The organism is Bacillus swezeyi (assembly GCF_001969815.1).
Classification (GTDB): Bacteria; Bacillota; Bacilli; order Bacillales; family Bacillaceae; genus Bacillus; species Bacillus swezeyi.
Window position 1 is genome coordinate 1 of the sequence record NZ_MRBK01000013.1, and the last position, 12,288, is coordinate 12,288.

Consider the following 12,288-nt stretch of genomic DNA (forward strand, 5'->3'; position numbering starts at 1 on the left):
GATCGAGGACTTAACCTAAACTTTTGTGAATCGTCTTATCCGTTATCTAGTTTTGAAAGAATAATTTTTTTCGAAAATGCACTTGCATTTTCTCGAATACATAGTATAATGATCTTTGTCACTAAATTGTCTGGTGATGATGGCGAAGAGGTCACACCCGTTCCCATGCCGAACACGGAAGTTAAGCTCTTCAGCGCCGATGGTAGTTGGGGGATTCCCCCTGCGAGAGTAGGACGTCGCCAGGCAGACTTCATTCCGCAGTAGCTCAGTGGTAGAGCTATCGGCTGTTAACCGATCGGTCGCAGGTTCGAATCCTGCCTGCGGAGCCATTTATTGGAGAGCTGTCCGAGTGGTCGAAGGAGCACGATTGGAAATCGTGTAGGCGGTCAACCCCGTCTCAAGGGTTCGAATCCCTTGCTCTCCGCCACTTTCAAATACATCTGGCCCGTTGGTCAAGTGGTTAAGACACCGCCCTTTCACGGCGGTAACACGGGTTCGAATCCCGTACGGGTCACCATTTTTTAGGACAGCATGTTAAAAAGCGTAAGGTGCATACCGGGGCTTTTTAATGGAAGGCATGCTAAAGGCGCAACGTCCTGTTGCAACACATGCACTTGTACGTCCTGTACTGCGGAGGATTAGCTCAGCTGGGAGAGCATCTGCCTTACAAGCAGAGGGTCGGCGGTTCGATCCCGTCATCCTCCACCATATCTATGAAAATAACATTATCGCGGGGTGGAGCAGTTCGGTAGCTCGTCGGGCTCATAACCCGAAGGTCGCAGGTTCAAATCCTGCCCCCGCAACCAAAACAATTCATGAGAAGTACCCGAAGGGTGCAGCTAAATGGTCCGGTAGTTCAGTTGGTTAGAATGCCTGCCTGTCACGCAGGAGGTCGCGGGTTCGAGTCCCGTCCGGACCGCCATTAAAATTTAAATACTTGGCTCGGTAGCTCAGTTGGTAGAGCAACGGACTGAAAATCCGTGTGTCGGCGGTTCGATTCCGTCCCGAGCCACCTTTTGCCGGTCTAGCTCAATTGGTAGAGCAACTGACTTGTAATCAGTAGGTTGGGGGTTCAAGTCCTCTGGCCGGCACTGTTTTCGGAGGGGTAGCGAAGTGGCTAAACGCGGCGGACTGTAAATCCGCTCCCTCAGGGTTCGGCGGTTCGAATCCGTCCCCCTCCACCATTATTTTAGGGGCATAGTTTAACGGTAGAACAGAGGTCTCCAAAACCTCCGGTGTGGGTTCGATTCCTACTGCCCCTGCCAATTTGCAATTCAGAATGTATGGCGGTTGTGGCGAAGTGGTTAACGCACCAGATTGTGGCTCTGGCATTCGTGGGTTCGATTCCCATCAATCGCCCTTTATAATTATATTGGGCTATAGCCAAGCGGTAAGGCAACGGACTTTGACTCCGTCATGCGCTGGTTCGAATCCAGCTAGCCCAGTTTTCATCTTTTCTTATGAAGCTGCATATGATGAGATGACTTACTAATAAAAATGCGGAAGTAGTTCAGTGGTAGAACACCACCTTGCCAAGGTGGGGGTCGCGGGTTCGAATCCCGTCTTCCGCTCCAATTTCTTAAAATGATGGCGGCATAGCCAAGTGGTAAGGCAGAGGTCTGCAAAACCTTTATCCCCGGTTCGAATCCGGGTGTCGCCTTATTTGCCCGTGCCGGGGTGGTGGAATTGGCAGACACACAGGACTTAAAATCCTGCGGTAGGTGACTACCGTGCCGGTTCAAGTCCGGCCCTCGGCACCATTGCTCACACATGCCGGTGTGGCGGAATTGGCAGACGCGCACGACTCAAAATCGTGTTCCTTCGGGAGTGTCGGTTCGACCCCGACCACCGGTATCCTTAGCTCTTTTTGAGAGCCGATAAGATTTTTCGAAACGCTCATAAATGTTGATATAACAACATTTATGAGCGTTTTGTATTTTTTTAGAACTGGATAGAAAACGGTATGTTTTGAAACTTTTTTGCACAAATTTTGCACAAGCACCTCCTCAGCGGTCATTTCCTCAAAAATGTTTACAGTTTCCTTTTCATCTCTTTCACGAAGCTCTTTAATTAAGTGAGCATATGTGCTTGAAGTGGTTTCTATGTCAGCATGTCCTAACCTTGAAATGGTTGTTGTCTATAGGAAGAAAACAACAAACGTAATTGTTTGAATAAGTGAAAGGACTTACTTATAGAGGGGTTTTATATATTTGTAGATAGAAATATATAAAACCAACACTTGTACTATTTACATACAAAATCTAAATAATTATCGAGTCATAATGATTAATCTATACCTAAAGAAACCATAAAGCAAAAAAGACTATTCGGTGCTAGAACACCAAACAGTCAAAAAATAGCAGGTTCCCTTCAAGTGCTAAGGTAATAACGGGCCCTATTACACTCTGGTGCTCAAGGGTGGGTTATTTTTGTCTCTAAAAGATATGATGCAGACTACCAAATTTGCAATACTATCATGACAGCCAACGTTTAACAATAGGCTTGTCAAGGGTCAAAGACATCGTGGAACATACGCGAAACAAGATTTTTCGGGTAGTGACAGGCACCCAATAAGAAGATTTATGCTTTAGGCTTTACCCAACTGCCAACAGGGTTTTCAATCACAATTTCTCCGTCTTTAAATACGACATTACCTTTATTTAATGTACCAATAATTCGACAAGGGAATGTGTGATTAATATATAAACTTTGCTTATTTTTAGCAAAATAGTTTTCTTCCGTAACGGTATAGGTCTCGTCTAATGAAACAATCGCTAAATCAGCGTCTGCCCCTTCTGTGATTTTCCCCTTGTGATCGGTTAGTCCGAATCTTTCTGCTGGTGAGGAAGCAGTCCATTTCGCTACTTTTTCCAATGGAATGTCGAATTTTACTGCAAGTTCAATCGTTGAAAGCAGTGAGAATTGGCCACCACTAATGCCTCCCCAGGCTTGGAATAAATTGTGAACTTTTGGATCCTTTAGATCGTAAGTACATGGTGAATGATCGGAAGAGATCATGTCAAACTTGTCTTCAATTAAAAGGGAGATTAACTTTTGCTGTTCTTCTTCTTCGCGAAGAGGTGGTGCGCACTTTGCAATTGTGCCCAATTCTTTCAGATGTCCATGGTTAAATAATAAATAGTGCGGACAAGTTTCTACTGTAATATTCATTCCTCTTTGTTTGGCTTGCTCGATTTTTTCGATTGCTCTTGCTGAGCTTATGTGTACAAAGTGTAAGGGACACCCAGTTAGTTCTGCGTAATAAATCGCACGTTCTACAGCTTCAACCTCAGCTATAATCGGACGTGATTCTAAATAATCGTCTGCACTTACTTTGCCTTCTCTTTCCTTTTCTTCTTTTAACCAGTTTGTAATCGCTGCACTTTCTGAATGAAGGGCTAGTACCTTGTTTAGCTTCGCGATGGTTTTCATTCCGTTTAGCAATGTCATATCATCTGCAGCTTCAAACTCTTTATTTCCAGTTGTTGAAATAAAGGCCTTAAAACCAATTACACCAGACTCAGCAAGTGGCTCCAATTCTTGCTCATTTCCAGGAACAAGTCCACCCCATAAGCTAAAGTCTACATAAGACTTTTCATTTCCGATGCTTGCCTTTTGGTCAAGTGCATCTTGATTTATCGTAGAAGGAATTCCGTTTAATGGCATATCAAAATATGTTGTACATCCTCCAGCAGCCATCATCATTGAACCAGTATGAAATCCTTCCCAGTGCTCCCTACCTGGTTCACTAAAATGTACATGAACATCAATCATGCCCGGAAAAACATATTGATTAGCAGCGTCCCATTCACGCTCAGCTTTAGCAGTTATTCCTTTTTGAATGATTGCGATTTTCCCATCTTTAATACCGATGTCAATTTCTACTACACCAGTAGAAAGAACCACTTTCCCATTTTTAATGATAAGATCTAATTGTTCCATGCGTCCCTCTCCTTATTGAATAGTTTCTATTTTTATATAATTTTCTATTTGTAATATAAACGTGTTATTTCTAGTTTAGCGATTACACGATGAAAATCCATTAGAAGAATTGTTAATTTTATAATTTTCATTTGTGCACAGTAACTAAAACTGATTGAAATTTCTGAACATAACAATTAATCATATTATTTGTTAAAGAAATAAGCAGATACCAATTCCAGATAGAAGAAAAAAGATAAGACTAAATCTCTTTTGATTTAGTCTTATCTTTTCTTCTATATTAAAAATTTTTCTTTCCTTCTCTACTTAGCTTTGAATTTAGATACTGGATTATACAATGGTTTAAAACCAGGTATTCGACACTCCACAATATCACCATCACGGATGACTGCGGAACCTGGCGTGCCAGTCATGATGATGTCCCCAGCATTCAATGTCATGATTTGCGAAAAGAACGAAACAATCCACCATGGCTGGTACATCATATTTTCCACAATATTCTGGTGGCATCCTTCTCCGTTCAATACGGTTTCGACCGAAATATCCTTCAGAACGGGAAATTCATCAGGTGTGATAAAATAAGGTCCAAAACTAAAGAAAGTATCGAAACTTTTTGCCCTTTGCATATAACGCGGATTTTTAGCATGAATATCCTTGGCAGTTACATCTAAAGAAGTGGTAAATCCAGCTACTACATCAATTGCATCTTCTTCCGCTACATCCTTGCATGTCTTTCCGATAATGATCGAAAGCTCAGCCTCTGCTGTTACTTCACTTGATTGAGGTGGCAGTTTAATAAACTCGTCCGGTCCAATCAAACTTGAATTTGGTTTCATAAAAATGACAGGCTCTTCCTGAGGTAGCTGGCCAGACAATTCTATCGCTTTTTCAACATAATTCATACCAACCCCTAAAATTTTCCCGGGACTTTTATATGGAGCAACGTATTGTATATCATCGGGCCCTACAATTGGGAAGGACGATAATTTGTGTTCTCCCTCTGATCGATACCAACGGTTTAATTCAGATAAATGGTTTTCTTGAATAAGACCAAAGAGGTCTGTTCTCCACTCTTTTCCTTCTGTCTGATTAATGGTTTCAATCGAAACCATTTGTTCCCCATTAATGATGACGACAAATTCTTTCTCTTTTACACTCACTGTTGCTAGCTTCATCTTTTAAACTCCTATCCAAACCCTTATGTTTCCTCCGTTTTTAATTGCTTATTTTAGACCGATCTTTTCCTTTGCCAAATCATTTGTCCAATTCAATAGCTTCAGATCTTGATTTCGGTTTGCGATGATCGATAATCCAACTGGTAGACCTTTGACCTCTGCCAAAGGAAGCGTGATTTGAGGCAGTCCAGATAAACCAGCTATACAGGTCAGCTGCATCGTTTTTGCACGGTATTGCTCTGCTTGTTCACCATGATTATTCAATGGAGGTGCAACTCCTGGAGCTGTTGGGATTACGAGTAGACCATCATCACCTAATAGACTTGTAAGTGATTGTGTTATTTTCTTCCTTAGTTCAAATTTTAAAAGGTTTTCACTCTTCTTATATGTACTAGCCAATTCAAATCTTTCTGAAATCTCCTGCCCAAAAGTTGGATTTTCCTTCTGAATCCATTCCCCATGTTCGCTCCAAATCTCTATTGCCTGAAGAGTACGAAAGGCAGCGGTCCACTCATCTAACCCCTCTTTTGAAATTTCAACCGATTGACGTTTGTTTACTGCTTTTTCTATGGATGGAATAAAAGCTGATAATACTTCTTTCGTCTCCTGATCCAGCACTTCCCATGCTTCTTTCATGAATAAAGTTCGGGTAAAATCCCCTTCTACCTGTTGACCATCAAGTAAAATACGGCCAACTTCAAGTAATAATTCTGAATTTCGTGCCATCCATCCAACCGTATCAAAACTCTTCGCCAGTGGTATGACTCCTTCAATTGGTACCGCTCCGTGCGTAGGACGCATCCCATATAACCCACAGTAGGAGGAAGGAATACGAACAGACCCCCCTGTATCCGTGCCTAACGCAAAGTCAACTAAACCAGCTGAAACTGCAACGGCAGACCCACTGGATGATCCTCCTGGAATCCGATCCGGTGCCTTTGGGTTTACAGGCGTCCCATAATGAAAATTCTCACCGTTTAAGCTGTACATTAGTTCATCTGTATGAGCAGACCCAGTCAACTTTGCCCCATTTTTAAGAAGACGTTCAATCGTTGGCGCATGTTTGACAGCAGGACTGTGCGTTTTAAGCCAATCAGGGTTCCCTGCTGTGCTTGTATGACCTTGTATATCAAACACATCTTTTACAGCAAAGGTTAACCCGTTTAGTGGCCCTGTTCCGGCTGGCTCTCTCACCAAATCCTTCTTTACAAATGCATTCCAATTAACCTGCATGATAAATTCCTCCGAATTGACATTTTTGATTTATGATTTCCTAATTTTACCCCCTTTAACGAAATCGTCCTTTTTATTTTCTTTCTTTTCAGGTGATGTTTTTGCTTGACTATTTTCTATGATTAACGAGAGAAGAATTCCTACTAAAAGTCCACTGCTTACAAGCGGGCGCAGAATTCCAGGTACCGATTCGAAATAGCTAGAAGGAAATGACATGAAACAAATTCCAACAAATAAAGGAACGGCTAGACGATATAAATTGGCAGATGTTAGCTGAATTTGAGCAAAATATTGCAAAGATGACTGCAAAAGATGTAAATAGGTCACGAACAATACAGCACTTCCAATACTTAAAGGAAGCTTTGCCATCATATTACTGATTGCTGGAATGACCCCCATTAGCATAAAGATTGCTCCTCCGATCATAAAAGGAAGTCTATCCGAAATTTTCGTTTGATTAAGAAAGCCAATAGATGACACATATGGTGCATATGGAACCATGCCAAATAATCCGGCTATCATTACAAATAGGCCACTTATCGTAAAAGAAAGCCGATATTGTTTCATCGATGTTTTTGTTTGATAAATGTCTTCCGTTCCTTTTAACGCTCCAAATGTATTAGAAGTATTAAGCAATCCAGCAATCACCGCAAGGATAATAAGACCTGCATCGAAGCTTGGTGCACCAAGTGGAAAGAATTCAAAGTTTATACCTCCTGTCACCTGTAGTGCATCTTCTTGATCAAATAGTAAGCTATATAGGACCCAACCACCGATAATCCCAATTAGTAGGGAATATTTACCGATAGTGGGAGAGACTTTAATACTGAAAATAATAACAAATGCTGCGACCACACTTGATAGAAGAAATACAGGGATATCAATCTGAGGTGTTTGTGAGTTTGCCCCAAATGGAATTCCGAGCATCCCTTTAAGAAAAATCGTGTTTAATCTTACTGCTAATAGAAGCATAAATACTGCCATCACACCATGGGTAAACCATTTTGAAATAAACTGAGAAAGACCGCTCAATCCGATGACCACGGTGATTAATCCAGAAATCACAATTCCAACACTAAGACTTCCTCCTACTTCTAATAAAGACAGGCCCTGAGAAGGGGCTGCATAACTCACACTTAAAATGACGCCCCACCACAAACCAGACTGTCCCTCCATAATGGAGCGCTTATGACCGAATAATGCTTGTAAAATGCTGGCCAATCCAGTAAATAAAAAAGAAAATTGAATCAATGGAATCAGTTTCTCATGAGGAAGTTGAAAAGCAACTCCTATTGTAATTGGAATGACAACTGTGTTAGTGAATAGGAAGAAAAGCCATTGAAATCCACCAAGCCAATGTTCTATTTTGAGTAATTTAGTCATAAACTCACCCCCTAATGAAAAAGGCGGGAACCTCGCCTTCTTAATTAAATCCTTTGTTCTTCTCTTGCAAAAAGATTCCGGAAATTTTCCGGAATCCTTTTGCAGAAAAGTTCAATACTTTTTTTCACTTTATTTTATGGAGAAATCAGTAGCTTCTTCCTTTTTTCTCAAAAGTTGCGGATTCGTATACATCAAGTGCAGCTTGCAGGCCTTTCCCTATCTGAATCCTTGCACCGTGACGAATCAGAACAGCCTCAAGTGCGGAAAGAACAAATAGAATGTTTTCTTTTCTACAGCTGTATCCCATTGTGCCAATTCTCCATATTTTCCCTTGTAATGGTCCAAATGAACTCGCAATTTCGATACCAAATTGATCAAGCATCATTTTTCTTACAGATTCACCGTCAATCCCTAATGGAATATTTATACATGTTACCATTGGAAGCTTCCATGCAACATCATTGAATAAATCCAAGCCCATTGCTTTTAGACCTTCCATGAGTGCTTTTTCATGATAACGATGTCTAGCAAATCTCTCTTGTAATCCTTCTTGCAAGAGGATACGCAATCCTTCACGTAAAGCATAGATCATTGAAGTAGCCTCTGTATGGTGGTTAAGTCTTCTTGGTCCCCAATAATCCTGAAGCTGAGTAAGATCGAAATAATTACTGCGGATCGGATGCTGAACATGTACTTGATCATGTTCAGTCGCTACACCTCTTTCCACCTTTTTACGAACAGAGATCAGCTTTTCAATCCGGTCATTATAAGTAATTGGTGCCATTCCAGAAGGAACTGATAAGTTTTTCTGTGTACCTCCGATCACGGCATCAAGCTGCCATTCATCAACTTTCAGATCTGTTCCGCCAATGCTTGCGACCGCATCAACAATACATAATACATCCTGCTCTCGGCAGGCAGGACCAATTTCATCGATAGGCTGCATACAACCAGTTGAAGTTTCGCCGTGAACAATCGCAAGTACTTTCGGCTTCACTCTTTTCATTTCATCGATAATGACCTGCTGATCAAACACTTCTCCCCATTTACATTCGATAATATGGACTTCTGCCTCATTTCTCTCAGCAATTTCCGTCAGCAAATGTCCAAATCTCCCATAGATTGGGATTAGCACTTTATCCCCTGGCTCTAATACACTTGTTAATACTGCTTCAATACCAGAGCGGGAAGTTCCGTCAACAGGAAAAGCCCATTGATTTTTTGTTTGGAAGAGCTCACGAAGCATCTCCATTGTATCATTCATCATTTGAGTGAAAGCAGGGTCAAACTGACCAAGAATTGGGTTACTCATAGCACGCAATACTCTTGGGTCAACTTCTACAGGTCCTGGTGTCATAATTGTACGTAAAGGTGTGTTCATTTCTGCATAGACTTTCATTCTATTTCCTCCTTAATAAGCTAATTCATGTAAAACCTTTATTAATAAGTGGATACCTTTTTCTAAATCCTCTGTACTCGTATATTCAAAAGGCGAATGGCTCATTCCTTTGTGACTTGGCACAAATAATAAGGATGTCGGGCAGTACTGACCCAAAATCTGAGAATCATGACCGGCTCCACTTGTCATTTTCTTAAACGAAAATTTTTCCTTAGTTAAAATTGACTCTGTAACTTTATTCAGCTGTTCGCTCATTTTTACTGGTTTTTCATTCATCCAATTATCAATATGAAGCTGAGTCTTATAACTGTTTGTAATCGTAGTAAATTCTTTGAACACCTCGTCACAGAATGATGCTAGTACTTCTTCATCTGGATGGCGTGTATCTATACTAAAGGTCGCTTTTCCCGGAATAACATTAGGGATGTTCGGATCTAATGTTATTTGACCAACGGTACAAACAAGGTCTGGGGAAGTTTCTTTCGCTTTTTGTAGGAGCGAATAAATCATCTCAGTTGCCGCATGCATCGCATCTTTTCGATAATTCATTGGAGTTGTTCCTGCATGGTTGCTTTCTCCTGTTACGGTGATCGTAAATCTTTTCTGCCCTACAATATGGCTGACAAGACCGATTGATTTCCCTTCTAGTTCCAACACTTGCCCTTGCTCGACATGCAATTCTATAAAACAATTAAGATCATTTCGTTTAGAGTTGCGATATTTCCCTTGACCGAACCCCGCTTGCTTCATTGCTTCAAAAAAAGGCGTACCCTTTGAATCTTTTAAGTTTTGAATATCTTCAACTGATTTTATCCCGACAATACTTCCTGAGCCCCAATAGGTCATTGGAAAGCGACTGCCTTCTTCTTCACATAATGAAACAACTTCTATGTTTTTTTTAGGATAACCATATTCTTCTTTTAAATATTGAAGGGCGATTAGTCCGGCGACAACCCCATATGCTCCGTCATATTTTCCGCCGTTAACAACGGTGTCAATATGAGATCCGGTTAAAATGACTCCTTCTTCTTTTAATGTACCTTCTAATCTTCCAAATAAATTTCCTACATCATCGAAATAGGCGTTAAGTCCAATCTCGTTCATTCGTTGTTCAACTGCCTTTTGAGCAAACAACCAATCATCCGTATACAATGGACGAGTCACTCCATTGTTGTCAGTTTTACCAAATGATGCCAACCACTCTACCGTCTCTTCAATTTGTTCGGATAAGGCAGGTGATCTCATCTCATTTTTGATCAAGTGAATCCCCTACTCCCCCGCTATGTTGTAACGATACGTTATTTATACATAGCTTGTTATTTACATTGATTTTAAATAATTTCCTTGCTAAAATCATTGACATATATGTACAACATTTAAGATATTTATTGTATATGTTAAACAAAAAATGGGCAGGCACATCACATAAAGGAGCTTAAAGAATATGAGAGTAATAGAATTATTAGCAATATCTGTATTTCAAGGAGCAAGCTTACGAGCAGGGGAATTAGGGGTTGACCGTGAAGTGAATTCTGTGAATATGATGGATGCCCCTGACATCATCAACTTTTTAAAGGAAAAAGAATTGCTAGTCACAACTGCTTTCCATTTTAAGGACGACCTAAATTCATTATTAGTACTTATTAAAGAAATGGAAAATCAAGGATGTTCAGGACTGGGAATTAAAACAAAACGGTTTTTACAAGAAATACCTCAAGAAGCAATTAAGCTTGCAGACGAGCTGAAATTCCCGCTTTTTGAACTTTCAGTCGATGTATCTTTGGGGGATATTGTAAGTAAATCATTAAGCCATATTCTTGATATTCGAACGAACGAGCTGCATAATGCCATGCAAGCCCATCAGGAGTTTACGAATCAAGTCATGAGCGGTAAAGGGATTCATGAAATTCTTGGAAGTCTCTCTTCTCTTATTGACTTTCCGGTCGCACTCCTGAACCATCGTTTACAGCCGATAGGAAATCTGAATAAAAAATTCGATTTTTATAAACATTTTGAGGCTCTTATGACAGATGGTCATCTTTTTCATCATTCTAAAACAACGATGTTAACATTCTCTTTATTGGAAAATCAAGAGACGGTAACCCTTTTTCCCGTATACACCCATAAACAATACAGCTTCATTTGTGTAAATGGGCATATTCCCTTTACAGATCGTTCCACCATATTAACAATAAAACAGGCGTCAAATGTCATTGCGTTTGAGCTAATGAAAGAAAATGCCTTAAAGCAAAATGCAAGGCGAATTCAAAATGAGTTTTTCACGAATTTTATTAACGGAACTTTCACGACTACCGAAGAAATCATCAGTCGAGGAAAAGAGTTCAAATTGGAAAATGAGCAACGCTATGTTTGTGCAGTTGGTAAAATTGAGGACGAAGATAGGTCGATTACATATGCCGAGTATCAGGCTGAGCAAGACGTAATTTATGGTATGATCGAAGCTGATTTACCGCATTTTCATCAAAAAGTCCACCTTTTCACTATGGATGATACATATATTATGCTCCTTGAGTTGAAAGACGGGTGGAAATACATGGACGAACCCTTTGTTTCGTTTTTAAAAGACATTCAATCAAAGATCTCTACACTTTTCCATAAAGATCTTTCATTTGGAATAAGTAATTATGCACAGCAGCTAATCGATGTCCCTATTTCTTATAAAGAAGCAAAGGATACCCTGTATTACGGTAATTTATCAGGGAAGAAACAATTTATTGAATTTCATCAACCAAAGCAAGTTCCAGAAATCTTACGGATGGTTCCTTATGATCAGCTAAAAAAATTCTATATGGATACCTTCCAAGGATTTGTTGATCAACCAAAAAAAGATTATCAAGTCCTGCTACATACACTATCTGTTTTTTTAGAAACTCATTGTCAGTTATCCGAAACTGCCAATCGTCTATTTGTCCACCGCAATACGGTAATCTATCGTTTAGAAAAATGTGAAGAAATCATTGGTAGAAATATAAAAGATCCAGAGGAAACACTTCGATTACGCCTTGCTTTTAGAATTAAGGCGTTAATCAAGGAAACATCAAGATAGGTTAAAGCAGATAATTACAAGCAGGATTAACAAGTTAGGCTAAATATCTTTCAAATGAGGTGTTTAGCCTTTAGTTTTAACTAGCTACC

The 12,288-nt window shown here is 40.1% G+C and carries 7 protein-coding genes, 16 tRNA genes and 1 rRNA gene; 18 read left to right on the forward strand and 6 right to left on the reverse strand.

Going from position 1 to position 12,288, the window contains the following annotated elements; genetic code table 11:
• The first annotated feature begins 129 nt into the window (after nt 1–129).
• The 17 genes from rrf to BTA30_RS11970 all read left to right on the forward strand — a co-directional run bounded on the left by rrf (nt 130) and on the right by BTA30_RS11970 (nt 1,854).
• Nucleotides 130–245, forward strand: a 5S ribosomal RNA gene (rrf, locus tag BTA30_RS11890).
• A gap of 9 nt (nt 246–254) precedes the next feature.
• Nucleotides 255–329: transfer RNA gene (locus BTA30_RS11895), tRNA-Asn, on the forward strand.
• A gap of 6 nt (nt 330–335) precedes the next feature.
• Nucleotides 336–427 (forward strand) — tRNA-Ser (locus BTA30_RS11900).
• A gap of 15 nt (nt 428–442) precedes the next feature.
• Nucleotides 443–517 (forward strand) — tRNA-Glu (locus BTA30_RS11905).
• Between the two features lie 115 nt (nt 518–632).
• A tRNA-Val gene (locus tag BTA30_RS11910) sits at nt 633–708 on the forward strand.
• 21 nt (nt 709–729) lie between these two features.
• Nucleotides 730–806 (forward strand) — tRNA-Met (locus tag BTA30_RS11915).
• A 39-nt stretch (nt 807–845) separates the two neighbouring features.
• Nucleotides 846–922, forward strand: a tRNA-Asp gene (locus BTA30_RS11920).
• 17 nt (nt 923–939) lie between these two features.
• Nucleotides 940–1,012: transfer RNA gene (locus BTA30_RS11925), tRNA-Phe, on the forward strand.
• Between the two features lie 6 nt (nt 1,013–1,018).
• Nucleotides 1,019–1,091, forward strand: a tRNA-Thr gene (locus BTA30_RS11930).
• An 8-nt stretch (nt 1,092–1,099) separates the two neighbouring features.
• Nucleotides 1,100–1,184 (forward strand) — tRNA-Tyr (locus BTA30_RS11935).
• Nucleotides 1,185–1,191: 7 nt separating this feature from the next.
• Nucleotides 1,192–1,265, forward strand: a tRNA-Trp gene (locus BTA30_RS11940).
• Nucleotides 1,266–1,286: 21 nt separating this feature from the next.
• Nucleotides 1,287–1,359, forward strand: a tRNA-His gene (locus tag BTA30_RS11945).
• A gap of 14 nt (nt 1,360–1,373) precedes the next feature.
• A tRNA-Gln gene (locus tag BTA30_RS11950) sits at nt 1,374–1,445 on the forward strand.
• A 54-nt stretch (nt 1,446–1,499) separates the two neighbouring features.
• Nucleotides 1,500–1,574: transfer RNA gene (locus BTA30_RS11955), tRNA-Gly, on the forward strand.
• A 15-nt stretch (nt 1,575–1,589) separates the two neighbouring features.
• A tRNA-Cys gene (locus tag BTA30_RS11960) sits at nt 1,590–1,660 on the forward strand.
• 11 nt (nt 1,661–1,671) lie between these two features.
• Nucleotides 1,672–1,760: transfer RNA gene (locus tag BTA30_RS11965), tRNA-Leu, on the forward strand.
• 12 nt (nt 1,761–1,772) lie between these two features.
• Nucleotides 1,773–1,854: transfer RNA gene (locus tag BTA30_RS11970), tRNA-Leu, on the forward strand.
• 726 nt (nt 1,855–2,580) lie between these two features.
• Here the strand turns inward: BTA30_RS11970 and BTA30_RS11980 are convergent.
• The 6 genes from BTA30_RS11980 to allC form a co-directional block, all read right to left on the reverse strand.
• Nucleotides 2,581–3,942 carry an allantoinase gene (locus BTA30_RS11980; protein ID WP_076761452.1) on the reverse strand — a complete coding sequence of 454 codons (1,362 nt, stop codon included), beginning with the start codon at nt 3,940–3,942 and terminating at the stop codon, nt 2,581–2,583.
• A gap of 302 nt (nt 3,943–4,244) precedes the next feature.
• The gene (locus tag BTA30_RS11985) at nt 4,245–5,117 is read right to left on the reverse strand and encodes a fumarylacetoacetate hydrolase family protein (protein ID WP_076761453.1); all 873 of its coding nucleotides are present in this window, start codon (nt 5,115–5,117) and stop codon (nt 4,245–4,247) included.
• A 48-nt stretch (nt 5,118–5,165) separates the two neighbouring features.
• Nucleotides 5,166–6,350, reverse strand: a complete 1,185-nt coding sequence (locus BTA30_RS11990) for an amidase (RefSeq protein WP_076761454.1) — start codon at nt 6,348–6,350, stop codon at nt 5,166–5,168.
• Between the two features lie 30 nt (nt 6,351–6,380).
• Nucleotides 6,381–7,733 (reverse strand): uracil/xanthine transporter, encoded by a 1,353-nt coding sequence (locus BTA30_RS11995; RefSeq protein WP_076761455.1) that lies wholly within the window; start codon nt 7,731–7,733, stop codon nt 6,381–6,383.
• Between the two features lie 145 nt (nt 7,734–7,878).
• Nucleotides 7,879–9,132, reverse strand: coding sequence for a pyridoxal-phosphate-dependent aminotransferase family protein (locus BTA30_RS12000; protein WP_076761456.1), 1,254 nt, complete (start codon nt 9,130–9,132; stop codon nt 7,879–7,881).
• A gap of 12 nt (nt 9,133–9,144) precedes the next feature.
• Nucleotides 9,145–10,392: an allantoate deiminase gene (gene allC, locus BTA30_RS12005; RefSeq protein ID WP_239693609.1), complete on the reverse strand. Its 1,248-nt coding sequence runs from the start codon at nt 10,390–10,392 to the stop codon at nt 9,145–9,147.
• Nucleotides 10,393–10,576: 184 nt separating this feature from the next.
• Here allC and BTA30_RS12010 point away from each other — a divergent pair, with 184 nt between their 5' ends.
• On the forward strand, nt 10,577–12,199 hold the full coding sequence (locus tag BTA30_RS12010; protein ID WP_076761457.1) for a PucR family transcriptional regulator: 1,623 nt from the start codon (nt 10,577–10,579) through the stop codon (nt 12,197–12,199).
• The last annotated feature ends 89 nt before the right edge of the window (nt 12,200–12,288 follow it).

Excerpts from the sequence above, each read along its gene's own strand:
- BTA30_RS11985 (WP_076761453.1), bottom strand. The coding sequence starts at position 5,117 with ATGAAGCTAGCAACAGTGAGTGTAAAAGAGAAAGAATTTGTCGTCATC.
- BTA30_RS11995 (WP_076761455.1), bottom strand. The coding sequence starts at position 7,733 with ATGACTAAATTACTCAAAATAGAACATTGGCTTGGTGGATTTCAATGG.
- BTA30_RS11980 (WP_076761452.1), bottom strand. The coding sequence starts at position 3,942 with ATGGAACAATTAGATCTTATCATTAAAAATGGGAAAGTGGTTCTTTCT.
- BTA30_RS11990 (WP_076761454.1), bottom strand. The coding sequence starts at position 6,350 with ATGCAGGTTAATTGGAATGCATTTGTAAAGAAGGATTTGGTGAGAGAG.
- BTA30_RS12010 (WP_076761457.1), top strand. The coding sequence starts at position 10,577 with ATGAGAGTAATAGAATTATTAGCAATATCTGTATTTCAAGGAGCAAGC.
- BTA30_RS12000 (WP_076761456.1), bottom strand. The coding sequence starts at position 9,132 with ATGAAAGTCTATGCAGAAATGAACACACCTTTACGTACAATTATGACA.